This window comes from Neptunomonas sp. (genome assembly GCF_041601355.1).
GTDB lineage: Bacteria > Pseudomonadota > Gammaproteobacteria > Pseudomonadales > Balneatricaceae > Neptunomonas.
In genome coordinates, this window is sequence record NZ_JBFIIH010000097.1 from 1 (window position 1) to 16,521 (window position 16,521).

Consider the following 16,521-nt stretch of genomic DNA (forward strand, 5'->3'; position numbering starts at 1 on the left):
AAAATGTGTTGCGGTAGAACACCGATGGATACATTGCATGATGGTAAATCGATTTGGGCTGAGAAAAACTTAGCTCAAATCTAAACTGACAGGCATCGTTTGAGAACGGGTAACTGTCAGATCAAGTCTGAGCTACTACACGTAACCTTTAATACAGCTCAGCTGTATTCGCTTAATAAGGCCGCTGACTTCAGCGGCTTTTTTTATACCAAGAATATTCGGCAAGTATTCCTGTCGCATACTATCACTATTCACTACGCACTCTTTCCCACATTTCGTCACTTCCCTATTACACTCCTGCGCACAATTTCAAGATAAAAGACAAAACTTTATCAACTGTAATACAGCCATGTTTATCCTGATCAGTACTCCTCAATAATCGGAGTTATTGATACCTGTCAATTACGCTTGATTGACGCAAGACTAAAATAAGCGTATCGCAACAAAGGAGCTACTCAGGTGATATCCAGACCCAACCCCGCGAAACGTGAATGTCACGCTGAAGCCGATACGCTTGTTTATACTATCGACAATCGTTTATACGTCAACTTAACTGACCGCTGCACCCTTGCCTGCCGTTTTTGCCCTAAACATAATGGCAGTAAGGACGTTCATGATTACAACCTTACGTTGTCTGAGCGCCCTGATGTGCAAAAAATAATCGACCTTATTGGAGACCCTGCTCAATATGAAGAAGTCGTTTTTTGCGGGTACGGAGAGCCCACCCTACGCCTCAATGCATTAATTGAAATAGCAAGTGCTATAAAAGCAAACAACGGCAAAACACGCTTAAACACTGACGGGTTAGCTAACTTATTTCATAAGAAAAATGTCATTCCATTGCTCGCCACCTGTATTGATGCAATCTCAATTTCACTCAATGCACAAAACGAACATCTCTATAAACAGCATTGCGTGCCTGGCTTGCCACATAGTTTTCCTGCCGTACTTTCATTTATAGAGGATGCAGCGCAATCGATACCGGACGTTACCGCCACAGCTATCGATGGTTTAGAAGGGGTAGACATTCATGCGTGTGAAGCGCTCGCTGCTGCACGCAATGCGAAGTTCAAAGCCAGAATGCTCGACATTGTAGGCTAAAAACTTTCGAGCAACTCATTTAAGCTTATGTTTTATATTGAGATTTATATTTACTGCAGAGGATTTGTAAAAATATAACAGTGTCTTGACGCGTCATAGGAGAGCCCAAAAAATAGCCCTGCACAATATTACACCCTTGATCTTTTAGTGCCGCCATTTGCTCTTGTGACTCCACACCTTCCGCAACAACTTCCAATCCCAAGGACTGCGCCAGAGCAATCGTTGCTTTTACAATCATTTCATCGTTTACATCATGTAACATGTCACGAATAAAACTTCGGTCAATTTTTAACCGACAGGCACTGAGTTTTCGCAGGGTAACTAATGAAGAGTAGCCCGTACCGAAATCATCAATGGCGATGCGTAAGCCATGTTTAACATAATTCTCTAGCAATTCAATCGTCTTTTCTGACGCATCCATACATGCGGATTCAGTAATTTCGACCTCAAAATGATGCAGAGGAATACCTGAATCCTTGAGCAAGGATAAAAGACGTGCAATACCTTTTTCACTACGTAATTGTACAGGGGAAAGGTTAAACGATACCGTTCCGAAATCCAGTCCAGCTTCCAGCCATTGACTGACTTCGATGCACACGTGCTGTGCTACCCAGATGCCAATATCATCAATCATCCCGCGCTTCTCAGCGACAGGAATAAAGGTTAAAGGAGAGATAATTCCCTGCTCAGGATGTGCCCAACGCAGCAGCGCTTCAAATCCAACTAACAAACCACTTTCACAATCAAACTGTGGCTGATAGACCATGTAAAGCTGTTGCAAAAACCGAGCACTGCTAAGCATATGCGCCAATTCGGCTTCCTTTTGAACACGCTCTGTCATCTCTGACTGATAAAAAACATAGCGCCCCCGGCCCTGCTCTTTGGCTCGGTACAAAGCAACATCAGCACGCGAGATCAGATCATCAACAGAGACATCGGCATCACAAATAACAATCCCTATGCTGGTATTGGTCTTAAGTTTATTACCCGCCACATCAAAAAAGTAATCGAAACATCCAATCACTTTTTCCGCCAAAGCAGCGATATCTGACGGGTCATGAATATTACTTTGTAAAACGGTAAATTCATCTCCGCCGAAACGGGCAAAGGTATCGCAGGAACGCAGCACTTTTTTAATCCTGCGAGCGACTTCAATCAATAACTGATCTCCGGCTGGATGACCGAGCGTGTCATTAATCTCTTTAAAATGATCCAGATCCATCATAAGCAGCGCTGAAGTCTGACCAGACCTGCGCCCTTGCAACATATCATGCTCAAAACGGTCAAGAAAAAGGCGACGATTCGGTAAACCCGTCAATGAATCATGAAATGCCAGGTATCTGATCTGCTCCTCTACCTGCTTGCGATGCGAGATATCATGAAAAGTAACCACCGACCCGACAATTTCTTCATTCAGGTAGATAGGCGAACTCCAGTATTCAACCGGAAATGGCTGACTATTTTTACGCCACAACACGTCAGTTTCTATCCGGTAACTCTTTCCCTTACTGATTGACATCAGCATATAGCACTCCTCTTTAGAAATAGGAGTACCATCTGCATGCGAGTGGTGTATCAATCCAAGGCTATCTTTTCCGATCAGTTCATCAGGATCATAACCAAGCATCATCGCAGCGGCAGGGTTAATAAAAGTAGTAATTCCGTTGCTATCCAAGCCGAAAATACCTTCATTACTATGCTCTAATAATAAACGTGAACGGTGCTCTGCTATTTTCACTGCTTCTTCATAACCAAGACGATCACGAATATCTTTAAAAACAGTGATCATATAATTTTTATCGTGGTATGAAAAATGGCTCGAAGACACCTCAATAGGCACTTCCTCACCACTGCGAAGCCGGTGTTTTGTTTCCAGAGTGACTGTATTGTTCTGAATAGTCTTCCAGCGACGCTTTAAGCGGCTTTTAGGGAAGTCGGGATCCCAGTCATAAATATGAGTTTGGTAAAGTTCCGCAGTCGAAATACCAAAATGCTTAAGGGCCGCAGCATTTGCATAAATAATCCGGAAATCCTCATCGGGAGAGCTACAGATTAACGAGTCCAAACTGTGGTCAACCATGGCATTAACGAGAGACAACTGACTACTCATCAATGCATGTTCCGTAATATCACGACTGACACCCAGCACACCTACCTGATCAATATCGGGAATATAAAGAGGTATGCGTAACGTATCCAATAGCACCCGGCGCCCATCAGGATAAGTCACCCATTCATCATGGCGCAAGGGTGCCTGACTTTGCAGCATCTGTTTATCAAAGTAGTGGAAAGTATTAGCAGTTACCGCATCAAACAACTCACTATCAGTTTTTCCTACTAACGCAGCTTCTGACTTATTACTAAATGCCTCAAAGGCTTTATTACATCCAATAAAAACAGAGTCGCTGCTCTTGAAGTAAATAAGATCGGGAATCGAGTCAATCAACGTCCGTAACCGCTGCTTTTCCATCTGTAGCGTTTGTTCGGATAATCGTTGCTCTGTGATATCAGTACCCGACGACAAAACCCCGATACGCTGCCCGTTGGGATCTTCAAGCACACGGTTATACCAAAGAATCAGTCGCTCCTCACCGCCACGGGTTACAACCGGCTTTTCTACTTGTTGGTTAGGATAATAACGGCTGTCCATCAAACGACTAAACGCTGATTCTGCAATATGCCTACCACTTTCAGGAAGAAAGTTCTCGAACCAGTTGAGGCCAAGCGCATCCTGTTGGTTTGTTTTCAACAATTCACACGCAAAACGATTCAATAACGTTATGTTTCCACCCTGATCCAGTGTAACCAAAATGACACCGGCCATATCGAGATAATAATTTGCTCGCTGATGCTCCTTCTCAAGCGCCGCAATGACAGATTCTTTATCCCTATAATCTGAAGGCCTGTAACCGCTATCCTCACTAATGGCTTTGGACTTTTCAGGTATGCCGGTAACAAGAAATTGCAAACAGAGTTGCTGTTCAGCCACAGGCAATGGCCCGCTGCTATTAAGAACGCTATCCAATAAAACAGATACTTTTTGAAAACGCCCCTGATTATCCATTATCCGTAAGACTAATAGCTCAGGAAAGCGGCCTTCGGATTGCCACTGTGCCAGCGCTGCCTGCCAAAGTGACAGATCGGCGGTGTGTATCATCGCCGTTAAAAACGTCGTTTTACCCCACAGGATTGGTGCACAACCAAGAAAGAGGTCAGATTCACATTGCGTGATACTGAACTGATCCTGAGTTATGTCAAAGCACCCTCGCATAACACCTATCCTATTCAGGGGGGCATTTATACTTCCGGACATACCTACACTCATCGATCGCTCATTTTTATTTATTCTTAGTATTAATCATGTACAACAGATCTGATGAATATGATTTATTTTCAGGGCAAATTATAACACCCATCATACACATGAGCAGTCTTTAGGCAGGATTTAAACGCAGGTCTGAAGATAAGACAAAAAAAAACGGCTAAAAGACATTTTCTTTCGGCCGTTTTTTTATTAAAAACTAATGGCTAATACTTTTAGATAAAGTAAGTTTTTAACGGCGGAAACCCGTTAAACTCGACTGAACAATAACTACTGGTATACGCTCCTGTGGCCATCCAATACAACCGATCACCTATTTCCAAAGAAAGCGGCAATTCGTATTTATGATTTTCGTACATGATATCCATGCTGTCACATGTCGGCCCCGCCAGCACCACAGCTTCCTCTTCACCCTCACATTCCGTATAAAGCGGGTATTTAATACACTCATCCAGGGTTTCTATCAGACCGTTAAACTTACCAACATCCGTATAGACCCATCGCTCCATAGCTGTTTGTGATTTTCTGGAAATAAGTACTATTTCAGATACGATAACGCCGGAATCACCTAATAAAGAACGGCCTGGCTCCAAAATAACCTCGGGGACCAGATCCGGAAAATCTTCTGTGAGGTAGCGCGTTATTTCTTCAACATACGTGCTGAAATCGTTTGTTTTCTGAATATACTGGGCGGGAAAACCGCCGCCCATGTTAATCATTTTTAAAGCGATGCCATGTTCACTGAACAACCGCTCAAAAACAACTTTTACTTTAGCAATAGCGCCATCCCAGGCATCAATTTCACGCTGCTGAGAACCCACATGGAAGGATATACCATAAGGATCTAAACCCAACTCTTTAGCCAACGCCGCTAATTCAATAGCCATTTCAGGACTACAGCCAAATTTACGTGATAAAGGCCAGTCAGCACCTTCAGAGCCTTCTGTTAAGATGCGAACATAGATACGCGAACCCGGAGCAAATTCTGCAATGTTGCGCAAGTCAGCTTCTGAATCTGTAGAAAAAAGACGCACGCCTTTCTCATAAAAATAAGCTATATCTTTACGTTTTTTAATGGTATTACCAAAGCTGCAGCGATCAGCTGAAACATTGCACTCCAGAACTTTATCTAATTCATAAATTGAAGCAATATCAAAATTTGAACCTAAGTCCGCCAGCAAGCTAAGCACTTCTTTAGCCGGGTTTGCCTTTACCGCGTAATAGATGCGTGCATAATCAAAGCCTTGTTTAAGTTCAACATACTTTTCACGCACTGTATTCAAATCTACAACAATAAAAGGAGTCTCTTTATTGTCGGAAAACGCTTTGATTTTATTCCAATTTTCAGGAGATAAATTTTCTGGATGTTTCACTACTTATATCACCTCACAATTAACTTTCTAAAATTTTCATGGTAAATGCCCGTACCAGATATCCTTTACGGGCTAAACTGCAACCTTATAAATCTACTAGCAAACAGCGTTAACGCCTAGCACTTTCGCGAGTATAAATTAAACGTAAATGATAGCAATATACTGGAGAATTAAATTCCGCCGCCATGCGTTACAACCCGCTCAATCTCTGCAAAAGACTTAGCCTCATACATGATATCAAAGCCTATTTTCAGCTTTCTGGACACATCACTTGCTGAGATAATACCGCGAATCCGTTTCACCCCCGCTAAACCTTCATCAATGACTAATATATGCTGTTCTCCTGAATCTTTAAGGGTCAGCATGACATCACCTATTTTTGAATGCTGTAACTGCTCGAAGGTAAGCGCCTGTAATTGCTCTTTTGCTACCATGACATGTTTCACCAGCACATACTCACGAGGAATACCGTGTGTCTGCATATAAGACATCACTCGGCTCCCCATAATATCGCGTGCAGTAATCACCCCGGTGAGAGCATTATTTTTATCGGTGGCAAACAACAGCCTTACATGCTGGTTTTTCATCCACTCAAGCGCTTCATCAACCTGAACTTCCTGAGAAACTTTGACCGGCTCTACTTTCTCAAAATCTGTCATTATATCGGTAGACGGACTGGTTAAACCGATAGGAGCCTGGAGTTGCTCCGGGGAAAGAAGATGCTTTACATCAGCTATCTCCTGTAAACGAATGTGACGAAATGATTCCAGCATCGGTGAACTCCTTTCTGTTATTTTTAGAGTATGAAGTCTGGTAGGATGATCTAATAACACCTAATAACACCTAATAACACCTAATAACAACAGCATAGACAGATTTTTAAAAAAGGTCACCTGTTATACGCGCCGGAAAAGCCATCTTTAGCCTTAAGCATTATATAAATAAAATGATCCCCCGGACATTACTAGAGCACTGCTAAATACCTCAGCCGGAGTCATAGCGTAGCAAAAGGGTTCCCACTAAATGACAGCGGTTTTCTGTTCACTACTATCCACGCCAAAACGGCCTCTGTGCTTCTGACAAAGCATCTTCAGGACTGAGCCCAATATCCTTCAAAGCGCGACTATCCAGTGCAGCCAGTTGACGGCGTGAACGCTGACGCTGCTGCAACTTTCGAAACCTCTGCAAAATTCTTCTAAAAATTTCAATGATAATCATCACTTTACCCTCCTGAAGTTGATGATAAATATCGTATGCCGTAAACTGAATTCATTACAGATTCAGCTTCAATTATTTTAGACAAATACAGATAACCAGCACAGATAACTGTATGGGTGATTTTCCAACACATCTGTCATGCAGGTATAACCGAGTCAGCGCGTCGTTATAAAACGATAAAGAAGGCAAGAAAATGAAACTTTATGAAAAAGTAGCGCACGCCATTGAAGAACGTATAGAGCAATCTTTTTATCAAGCCGGAGAGAAACTACCTTCGATTCGGGCGTTAAGCCTAACGCATGAAGTTAGTATATCTACCGCTCAGGAAGCGTACCGTTTACTGGAAGATCAAGGTTGGGTTGAATCACGCCCCAAATCGGGTTTTTATGTCAAAAACCGACAAAAAGCTCCTCAGCAGCTGCCCGACCTGTCCCGTCCAACACAAACACCGATAGAAGTGTCTCAATGGGAAGAGGTGTTAAACCTGCTATGCGCCAGTACAACGGCAGATATTGTGCAGCTCAGCCGCGCCATTCCAGACCTTGAAGCGCCCACATTAAAACCATTAATGCGTATCATGTCAGATTTAAACAAGCACGGCGGTGGCAGCATACTCTCGTATGAAGACCTCAGAGGTGCGGATTGCCTGCGTTTACAAATAGCACGCTTGATGGTGGACTCTGGCTGTCGCCTGCACCCAGACGATATTATTACCACTGCAGGATGCCAGGAAGCACTGTCAGCCAGTTTACGCGCTGTCACTCAACAAGACGATGTGGTCGCTGTGGATTCGCCTAGCTTCTATGGCTCCTTGCAGGCTATTAAAGCACTCGGGCTAAAAGCCCTGGAGATACCCACCCACCCTGAAACCGGAATTAGTATCGAAGCCCTGGAACTGGCAATGGAGCAATGGCCGGTCAAAGCAATACTGATCACTCCTACCTGTAACAACCCGCTGGGGTATACCATGCCGGTTGAGCACAAACAGCGTTTATTAGAACTCACCGCCCGTTACGACATTCCTATTATAGAAGATGACATCTACGGCGATCTTTCCTATACATCACCCCGCCCTCCCTCTATCAAGTCTTTTGATACAGAAGGACGCGTCTTGCTATGCTCGTCATTTTCAAAAACACTCGCACCTGGCCTGCGGATCGGATGGGTTGCCCCCGGTCGCTATGTTAATCAGGTAATGCACATGAAATATGTGGTCACTGCAAGCACACCCACTCTACCTCAACACGGCATAGCCGAGTTTATCGCCCAAGGCGGCTACGAACGTCATATCCGTAAAATGCGGGCAAAATATCATCAGAGCAGAGATGTGATGATAGGCTGGGTTGAAAAGTACTTCCCCAAGGGCACAAAAATCAGCTATCCCCAAGGCGGCTTCCTGCTGTGGGTCGAGCTGCCTGCAGATATCGACACCGTAGAGCTTAACCAGCGCACCATGAAGCGAGGAGTCAGCATAGCACCAGGCGTGTTATTTTCTGCCTCCGGCAAATACCGCAACTGTATGCGTCTTAACTTTACTGATAAGCCATCAGAAAAGAATGAGAACGCAATAAAACAGGTCGCCACCTGCATACAAGAGATGGTTTCAGAATCGTCTTAATGGTTGAGAGAAGCCAAACCAAAACTTTTATGTAAGATAACGGTATAAATAAAAACCACTAACGGCTGCTCATCATAAAGACACTCAAAAGCACAATTACTTGACCAAAAAATCAGAAAGATAATATGCTTAAACAGACTTAGGTGTCTGATATTGTCTGATAAAGCCGCAAAGAGGAGCCGTTAATGATCCATTTTCTACTCAACAATGAACGGCAATCTATTAGCACGATCGACCCCAATACGACTGTGCTCAACTACTTACGCAATGTACAGGATCGCATAGGTACCAAAGAAGGCTGTGCATCCGGCGACTGTGGAGCCTGTACCGTCGTATTAGCAGAAGTGGAAAATGGCCAGCTAGCCTATCGCTCAATTAACAGTTGCCTGACGCTGCTGCCTGCCCTGCATGGCAAACAATTACTGACCGTTGAAGATTTAAAAGAGGCTGATCAGCTACATGGCGTACAACAGGCGATGGTTGACCATCACGGCTCACAATGCGGTTTTTGCACACCGGGCATAGTCATGTCACTGTTTGCCTATCAAAAAAATGCCTCGCAAAAAAATGCCTTGCAAAAACACGCTCTGCAAAACAACCCCTGTGTTGAATTCAACAAAGCCGAAGTTTTAGAAGCGCTAGCCGGCAACCTATGCCGCTGCACGGGTTACCAGCCCATAATGAATGCAGCAAAAGAGATCGGCAACCACCATCACGCAGACAAATTTGACCAACAACGGCAGCAGACAATAGACACTCTGAATAGCATCCGGCCTGTCCAATGCCATGCAATCAGCAACGCGCAACACAGCGCCACGCACACATTAAAAACAGCCTTTTCACCGACCACACTGCAAGAACTGGATGAATTATTACAGCAACATCCTGCCGCTCAGCTTCTGGCCGGTGGCACTGACTTAGTGCTGGACATAACCCAAAAATATCAATCGTTTACTACACTCATCTATCTGGGAGGAATCGCCACACTCAAACAGATAAACCTCACTGCATCCCATATCGAGATCGGCGCTGCCGTTCCCCTCAGCCAATGCCATTCGGTGATTGCTGAAGAATATCCGGACTTTGGTCATTTATTAAAACGTTTTGCTTCACTGCAAATTCGCAACCAAGGCACGCTCGGAGGAAATATCGCCAATGCCTCTCCGATTGGAGATGCACCTCCTGCACTCATCGCCGCAGGCGCTATGTTGCAGTTACGTATAGCCGGAGTAAGGCGCTTTCTGCCGATTGATGAGTTCTTTGTTGATTATCGAAAAACGCAACTGGCGCAAGGTGAATATATCGAAAAGATTATTCTTCCACGTAAACCGCACGACTCTATCTATCGTGTTTATAAGCTATCGAAGCGACTCGACGATGATATCTCGGCTGTGTGCGCTGCTATCCATATCAAGATAAACCATGGCCGGGTTAGCAGCGCCATTATTGCGTTTGGTGGCATGGCGGCCATCCCTAAGCGCGCCAGCCATTGCGAACAAGCCTTACTCAATCAGGCATGGGCAGAAACGACGATTCATCAGGCAATGGATGCCTTACAACAAGACTTTACCCCCCTGTCCGACTTTCGCGCCAGTGCGGATTACCGCATGCAGGCAGCACAGAATATACTGCTAAAATGCTGGATAGAGTCACAATCAGCCCTTAAGCCAAACAACACTGCAAACCGTAACCCAACCCATACGCTGACCCATATACCAATCAGGGTGACGGATTATGTCTAAGCAAGCGTCTCCTCCCCCCGTTAAATCCAGGGCAGAGTTGGAACAGCAACTTACACAGGATTTGAAAAACGGTGTAGGTAAGAAGATTCCACATGAAAGTGCGGCAAAGCATGTCAGCGGCGAAGCTCTATATGTAGATGATCGTTTAGAATATCCTAACCAGCTACATTTATATGCACGCCTCAGCGAACAGGCACATGCCACTATTGTAAAAATAGACACCTCCCCCTGTGACGAGATTCCCGGCGTTGTCTGTGTCATTACCGCTAAAGATGTACCCGGAAAACTGGATATAGGCGCCGTGTTTGCCGGAGACCCCTTGCTGGCAGATGGCGTTGTCGAATATCTGGGCCAGCCGATACTTGCGGTTGCGGCCAACTCACTCAATATTGCAAGGCAAGCGGCCAATGCTGCCATTATCGAATATTCACCGCTACCCGCTGTACTGGATGTAAAACAGGCGCTCGACAACAAACAATTTGTTCAAGAAAGCCACCAGCACAAACGCGGCGATGCGGAGAAAGCGCTGCAAAACGCCAGGCATCGCTTACAAGGCGAACTGCATATTGGCGGGCAAGAGCATTTTTACCTCGAGACACAAGTCTCTTCCGTGATGCCAACGGAAGACGGTGGCATGCTGGTGTACTGCTCTACACAGCACCCGAGCGAAATACAAAAACTGGTCGCCAGCGTACTCGACCTGCCCATGAGTAAGGTTGTTGTTGATATGCGCCGCATGGGCGGCGGCTTTGGTGGCAAAGAAACTCAAGCAGCAGGCCCTGCGTGTATGGCGGCTGTGGTGGCAAACATCACAGGACAACCCGTAAAAATGCGTCTGCCACGTATTGACGATATGATGATGACCGGCAAACGCCACCCTTTTTATATTAAATATGATGTCGGTTTTGATGATACGGGCAGGCTACAAGGCATGGATATGCAACTGGCTGGTAACTGCGGCTATTCAGCAGACCTGTCGGGTTCCATCGTCGATCGGGCCATGTTCCACTCTGATAATGCGTATTACTTAAGCGATGCACTCATTACCGGCCATCGTTGCAAAACCAACCTTGCCTCCAATACTGCCTTTCGGGGTTTTGGTGGTCCGCAGGGCATGCTAGCGATTGAAAATGTGATGGATCATATCGCCCGACATTTAGATAAAGACCCGCTGGAGATTCGTAAGCGTAACTTTTACGGCAAAACCGAACGCAATATCACTCACTATCAGCAAACGGTAGAAGAGAATTTACTGGACGAAATAATAAGCGACCTGGAACAAAGTTCCCGTTACGCCGAACGTCGCACGGCAATTAAGCAGTTTAACCAATCCAGTTACATCCTAAAAAAAGGGATTGCACTCACGCCGGTTAAATTCGGCATATCCTTTACCGCTACCTTTCTGAATCAAGCCGGGGCGCTTATTCACATCTACACCGATGGCAGTATTCACCTGAATCATGGCGGCACAGAGATGGGCCAGGGACTCAACACTAAGGTGGCACAGATAGTAGCCGAGGAATTTCAGGTCGATTTGGAACGTATCCAGATCACCGCAACTAATACCGGGAAAGTACCCAATACATCCCCAACAGCCGCCTCTTCTGGAGCAGACCTGAACGGCAAAGCAGCACAGGCCGCAGCTCGCATCCTCAAAAAACGTCTCAGCGACTTTGCCGCCGCACATTTTGGCGTGGATATTACCGAGATCAGATTCAATAACAATCTGATTCAAGCAGGCGAGCAGCTCATCAGCTTTAATGATTTGGTGCAACTTGCTTACTTTGCGCAAGTTTCACTCTCTAGCAGCGGTTTTTATAAAACGCCTAAAATTTTTTATGATCGTGACAAAGCCAGCGGCCATCCTTTCTACTATTTTGCATACGGCGCAGCCTGCTCAGAAGTCGTTATTGATACATTGACCGGCGAATATAAAGTATTGCGCACCGATATTCTCCATGATGTAGGTGCGTCGCTGAACCCTTCCATCGATATTGGACAAGTTGAAGGCGGCTTTATTCAGGGCATGGGCTGGTTAACCAGCGAAGAGCTGGTATGGAACGAGCAAGGCAAGCTTATGACCAATGGCCCTGCCAGCTACAAAATTCCAGCGATTGCGGATACCCCTCTGGATTTTCGGGTTAAGCTAATCGAGAACCGTAAAAACCCAGAAGATACCGTATTTCATTCTAAAGCCGTCGGCGAGCCACCCTTTATGCTGAGTATTTCAGTATGGTCGGCAATTAAAGATGCGGTATCCAGCTTATCGGGTTATCGAATTCATCCGCCGATAGATGCCCCTGCGACACCAGAAAAAGTCCTCATGGGCGTAACAGCATTACGTCAACAAATGGCGGCGGAGCAGGAGTCATGAACTGGCTGAATACGCTTAATCGCCTCAACAACGAAGGCACAGCGGCGATTCTGATTACCGTCGTTGCAAACCGCGGATCAACACCCCGTGATGCGGGTACTAAGATGATTGTCACCGCAGAAGATACATACGAAACCATCGGAGGTGGCCATCTCGAACACAAGGTAATCAAACAAGCCCGCCAGCGATTAGCAGCACACTGCAGCAGTGCGGAGCTTGAGAGCTACGCATTAGGCGCCAGCCTTGGACAATGCTGTGGCGGCACAATCCAACTGTTATTTGAACCCATCAACCCGCCTGCATTACATATTGCGCTCTTTGGTGCAGGGCATGTGGCTAAAGCGTTAGTCCCTTTGTTGGGCAACCTTCCCTGCCAAGTCACCTGGATAGATAACCGCGCTGAACAATTTCCCGCCGTGTTGCCGCCTAATGTCACCCATTGTGTATCTGAAGAACCCGTAGATGAAGTACCTGACCTGCCCGCTTTCAGCTACTGCTTAGTAATGACTCATAACCACCAGCTGGACCTGGCATTGATAGAAGCGCTTCTGAAACGCGATGACTACCGTTACCTCGGCATGATCGGATCAAACACCAAACGGCGTAAATTCGAACATCGCCTGCGCCACAAAGGCTTTGATGAAAACAGTATTAGACAGTTACATTGCCCGGTAGGTCTGGCCGGGGTCTGCGGCAAACTCCCCGGCGAAATTGCTGTCTCCATAGCTGCCGAGCTTATTGCCCATTACCAGACAACCGCCACCGGCAATAAAACGAAAAGCCCTACACCCGACAAAAATATAACCAGCATCCTGCCCCAACGCACAGCATCCCTGGCACACAACCGATGATAAAAACTTCTTCAGACTCTCTCTTTCAGCCTCGTGCTCACGCATACCGTGCCGCCATCATTCATACGCTTGATGATCCGGCAAGGGTCGGCATAGATACCAGCTATCAATACTTTGAGGACGGCCTGCTCATCGTAGAAAACGGACTCATCAAAGCAGTAGGCCCCGCTGAAACCTTACTCGCTACTTTGGCCGGTGATACACACATCACTGTTTACAAAAACGCACTGATCACACCAGGCTTTGTCGATACGCATATTCACTACCCGCAAACTGGCATGATCGCCTCTTACGGTGAACAACTACTCGACTGGCTGAATAACTACACCTTTCCTGAAGAAGACAAATTTGCGGATAAAGACTACGCGGGTAACGTCGCAGAGATCTTTTTAAACGAACTACTGCGCAACGGCACCACCACAGCATTGGTATTTGGCACGGTGCACCCGCAATCAGTCGATGCTTTTTTTGAGGCGGCAGAAAGCCGTAACCTGCGGATGATCGCCGGTAAAGTCATGATGGACCGTAATGCACCAGAGACACTCACCGACACAGCAGAAAGTAGCTATCACGACAGCAAAAGGCTGATCGAACGCTGGCATGGCAAAGGTCGGCTGCACTACGCCGTGACTCCCCGGTTTGCGCCCACCAGCAGCGATCAACAGCTCACATTAGCCGGTAAACTGCTGACCGAGTATCCGCAGCTGTATATGCATACTCATTTGAGCGAAAACAGACAAGAAATAGAATGGGTTAAAGCGCTGTTTCCTAATCAAAGCGGCTACTTAGATGTATATGACCATTTTAACTTATTAGGCGAGCGTTCTGTCTTTGCCCATGGCGTACACCTGTGTGATGACGAATGTAAACGCCTGGCCGAAAGCGACTCTGCCCTCGCCTTTTGCCCGACGTCCAATCTATTTTTAGGCAGCGGATTGTTTGATCTGGCCAAAGCAGAGCAACACAATATTAAAGTAGGACTCGGTACTGACGTAGGCGCAGGCACCAGCTTTTCGATGCTGCAAACCCTCAACGAGGCCTATAAAGTTATGCAGTTACAGGGCAAAAAACTCAACCCGTTTAAATCCCTCTACCTGGCGACTCTCGGCGGCGCACGCGCACTTAAACTAGATGATAAAATCGGCACCTTACAGCCCGGTACAGAAGCCGATTTTGCCGTACTCGACTACCACGCGACGCCGCTTATGGCGTATCGCATGCAACAAACAACCTCAATTGAAGAACGCTTATTCGTACTGATGACACTCGGTGATGACCGTGCCATTAAAGCGACATATGTGATGGGGAAAGCGCTACACTCTCGGGGGGAGGCATCATCTCAGTGATCACCTGCTTAACCATCACCGAGTCATCCGTAGCACATGCGCCCAAGCTATTGCACACTGAGCACTGCAGCGCTATGGTGAAAACAGCGTTTTATAATAAACAGTCTTTTATAGTAGAAAGCATCAGTTATAGAGCTTTCTTTAATAAATAGTCACTGAAAGAAAGAGTTTAAGTTGTCCTTTCTGCTAAATACGGTTCAACGAACGAGATAGCGGGAATAAATCATGAAAAACGTAAGCGTTAATGAAGCGCAACAGCCTCTGCGTGCTCAATACAAAGCATCGCCTGATACAGCCATGGTAACGGATCATGCCCGAACCTCCGGTCCAGATGCCAGCGATCCCTTTCACTCAATAGTTGAACCGATGCAAGGCTGTGGTGTAAATGTGCCTATTGGTGTCCACCGCGCACTGGGTGGCTTGCACGATGCCCCCACACCCGGCGATATGCTATGTGCAGCACTGGCCGCCTGCCAAGATTCTTCCATCCGTATGGTGGCTAATTTATTAGGAATCGAACTGAAATTTCTTCAAGTAGACGTCGAAGCAACAGTAGATGTACGTGGCGCAATGGGTATAGAAAAGAGCGTCCCGGTAGGTTTTCAAAACATACGATGCACAGTCCAGCTACGTGCCAAAGAAGGCACCGATCCTACCATGCTGCAGAAACTACAAATAGGCGCAGAGCGATGCTGTGTAGTACAACAAACTTTACGTAACCCACCACCAGTGGAAACAGTATTTACTACTGCTTAGCTTCTGGCAACACTACTCTGTCGCGCACTGCAGGGTAGAACTACCCAGCCAATTTCGCACTTATATCAGCCATAGTAATGGATAGCTTGTTTTCGACATCAACTCCAGCCGTGATGCTAAACTGTACGTTTGTAACCCTTGCCATTTGTTGGAAGTTAACATCTAATTAGTGGTACAAAGCGATTCTGATGACACCTGCCCTGAAGAGCCTCTATTAATGATTAGTAAATATTTTCCACATATCCTTGCTGGAACCTATCTGATTTTTTCGATTGTGTTGGCTATCAACCCGGTTTCACGTGATGTGTGGATCGCAGAGATCATCCCTGTCGTTGTGATCTTCCTGACTTTTGTGTTTACGTTCCACCTATTCCGCTTCAGTAATCTGGCTTATGGGTTGGTTTTTATCTGGATCTTTTGGCATACGGTTGGCGGGCATTACACATTTGCCAATGTCCCTTTTGGCTGGGTAACGGAGCTGCTGGGCGCTGAGCGCAATCATTTTGATCGCATAGGCCACTTTACCATCGGATTTTATGCGTTTGCGATGGCCGAGTGGTTATTACGTAAAGGCTATTGCGGTTTTAAATTAGCCATGACATTTAGCTTGTTCTTCATTATGAGTGTTGCTGCCGCTTATGAAATTATTGAATGGTGGTATGCTGCGCTCGAAGGTGGTGATGCAGGTGTTGAGTTCTTAGGTTCGCAAGGTGATATCTGGGATGCTCAAAAAGATATGTTATCCGATACGTTAGGAGCTATCAGCTCGCTTGTACTCTTGTACTTTTACCGACCAGACCAAAAACTACAGAACTGATAA

General features: G+C 46.0%; 12 protein-coding genes. 8 read left to right on the plus strand and 4 right to left on the minus strand.

The features are described from left to right. Positions 1 to 459 precede the first annotated feature (459 nt). A complete protein-coding gene (locus ABY436_RS14450) occupies positions 460 to 1,101 on the plus strand; it encodes a TatD family nuclease-associated radical SAM protein (protein WP_372739654.1) in 642 nt (213 codons plus the stop codon). 25 nt (positions 1,102 to 1,126) lie between these two features. Here ABY436_RS14450 and ABY436_RS14455 read toward each other — a convergent pair whose 3' ends face one another. The 4 genes from ABY436_RS14455 to ABY436_RS14470 all read right to left on the minus strand — a co-directional run bounded on the left by ABY436_RS14455 (position 1,127) and on the right by ABY436_RS14470 (position 7,014). Then, positions 1,127 to 4,372 (minus strand): EAL domain-containing protein, encoded by a 3,246-nt coding sequence (locus ABY436_RS14455; RefSeq protein ID WP_372739655.1) that lies wholly within the window; start codon positions 4,370 to 4,372, stop codon positions 1,127 to 1,129. Positions 4,373 to 4,638: 266 nt separating this feature from the next. Continuing rightward, complete coding sequence (locus tag ABY436_RS14460; RefSeq protein WP_372739656.1) at positions 4,639 to 5,796, minus strand: type III PLP-dependent enzyme; 1,158 nt, start codon at positions 5,794 to 5,796, stop codon at positions 4,639 to 4,641. Positions 5,797 to 5,966: 170 nt separating this feature from the next. After that, complete coding sequence (locus tag ABY436_RS14465) at positions 5,967 to 6,569, minus strand: CBS domain-containing protein (RefSeq protein WP_372739657.1); 603 nt, start codon at positions 6,567 to 6,569, stop codon at positions 5,967 to 5,969. A 274-nt stretch (positions 6,570 to 6,843) separates the two neighbouring features. Then, entirely contained in the window at positions 6,844 to 7,014 is a 171-nt protein-coding gene (locus tag ABY436_RS14470) for a DUF1127 domain-containing protein (protein ID WP_372739658.1), read from the minus strand. 193 nt (positions 7,015 to 7,207) lie between these two features. Here ABY436_RS14470 and ABY436_RS14475 point away from each other — a divergent pair, with 193 nt between their 5' ends. The 7 genes from ABY436_RS14475 to ABY436_RS14505 all read left to right on the plus strand — a co-directional run bounded on the left by ABY436_RS14475 (position 7,208) and on the right by ABY436_RS14505 (position 16,518). Continuing rightward, the gene (locus tag ABY436_RS14475; protein WP_372739659.1) at positions 7,208 to 8,632 is read left to right on the plus strand and encodes a PLP-dependent aminotransferase family protein; all 1,425 of its coding nucleotides are present in this window, start codon (positions 7,208 to 7,210) and stop codon (positions 8,630 to 8,632) included. A 185-nt stretch (positions 8,633 to 8,817) separates the two neighbouring features. Next, positions 8,818 to 10,374 carry a xanthine dehydrogenase small subunit gene (gene xdhA / locus ABY436_RS14480; RefSeq protein ID WP_372739660.1) on the plus strand — a complete coding sequence of 519 codons (1,557 nt, stop codon included), beginning with the start codon at positions 8,818 to 8,820 and terminating at the stop codon, positions 10,372 to 10,374. Beyond that, a complete protein-coding gene (gene xdhB, locus ABY436_RS14485) occupies positions 10,367 to 12,748 on the plus strand; it encodes a xanthine dehydrogenase molybdopterin binding subunit (protein ID WP_372739661.1) in 2,382 nt (793 codons plus the stop codon). The genes xdhA and xdhB overlap by 8 nt, the downstream gene beginning before the upstream one ends. Continuing rightward, the gene (gene xdhC, locus ABY436_RS14490; RefSeq protein ID WP_372739662.1) at positions 12,745 to 13,599 is read left to right on the plus strand and encodes a xanthine dehydrogenase accessory protein XdhC; all 855 of its coding nucleotides are present in this window, start codon (positions 12,745 to 12,747) and stop codon (positions 13,597 to 13,599) included. The genes xdhB and xdhC overlap by 4 nt, the downstream gene beginning before the upstream one ends. Continuing rightward, complete coding sequence (gene guaD / locus ABY436_RS14495; RefSeq protein ID WP_372739663.1) at positions 13,596 to 14,945, plus strand: guanine deaminase; 1,350 nt, start codon at positions 13,596 to 13,598, stop codon at positions 14,943 to 14,945. Before xdhC ends, guaD begins: the two co-directional genes overlap by 4 nt. A 225-nt stretch (positions 14,946 to 15,170) precedes the next feature. Next, positions 15,171 to 15,701 (plus strand): OsmC family protein, encoded by a 531-nt coding sequence (locus ABY436_RS14500; protein WP_372739664.1) that lies wholly within the window; start codon positions 15,171 to 15,173, stop codon positions 15,699 to 15,701. Positions 15,702 to 15,918: 217 nt separating this feature from the next. Next, positions 15,919 to 16,518 (plus strand): DUF2238 domain-containing protein, encoded by a 600-nt coding sequence (locus ABY436_RS14505; RefSeq protein ID WP_372739665.1) that lies wholly within the window; start codon positions 15,919 to 15,921, stop codon positions 16,516 to 16,518. Positions 16,519 to 16,521 lie beyond the last annotated feature (3 nt).

Excerpts from the sequence above, each read along its gene's own strand:
- ABY436_RS14475 (WP_372739659.1), top strand. The coding sequence starts at position 7,208 with ATGAAACTTTATGAAAAAGTAGCGCACGCCATTGAAGAACGTATAGAG.
- ABY436_RS14465 (WP_372739657.1), bottom strand. The coding sequence starts at position 6,569 with ATGCTGGAATCATTTCGTCACATTCGTTTACAGGAGATAGCTGATGTA.
- ABY436_RS14470 (WP_372739658.1), bottom strand. The coding sequence starts at position 7,014 with ATGATTATCATTGAAATTTTTAGAAGAATTTTGCAGAGGTTTCGAAAG.
- xdhB (WP_372739661.1), top strand. The coding sequence starts at position 10,367 with ATGTCTAAGCAAGCGTCTCCTCCCCCCGTTAAATCCAGGGCAGAGTTG.
- guaD (WP_372739663.1), top strand. The coding sequence starts at position 13,596 with ATGATAAAAACTTCTTCAGACTCTCTCTTTCAGCCTCGTGCTCACGCA.
- ABY436_RS14505 (WP_372739665.1), top strand. The coding sequence starts at position 15,919 with ATGATTAGTAAATATTTTCCACATATCCTTGCTGGAACCTATCTGATT.
- xdhA (WP_372739660.1), top strand. The coding sequence starts at position 8,818 with ATGATCCATTTTCTACTCAACAATGAACGGCAATCTATTAGCACGATC.
- ABY436_RS14500 (WP_372739664.1), top strand. The coding sequence starts at position 15,171 with ATGAAAAACGTAAGCGTTAATGAAGCGCAACAGCCTCTGCGTGCTCAA.
- ABY436_RS14455 (WP_372739655.1), bottom strand. The coding sequence starts at position 4,372 with ATGCGAGGGTGCTTTGACATAACTCAGGATCAGTTCAGTATCACGCAA.
- xdhC (WP_372739662.1), top strand. The coding sequence starts at position 12,745 with ATGAACTGGCTGAATACGCTTAATCGCCTCAACAACGAAGGCACAGCG.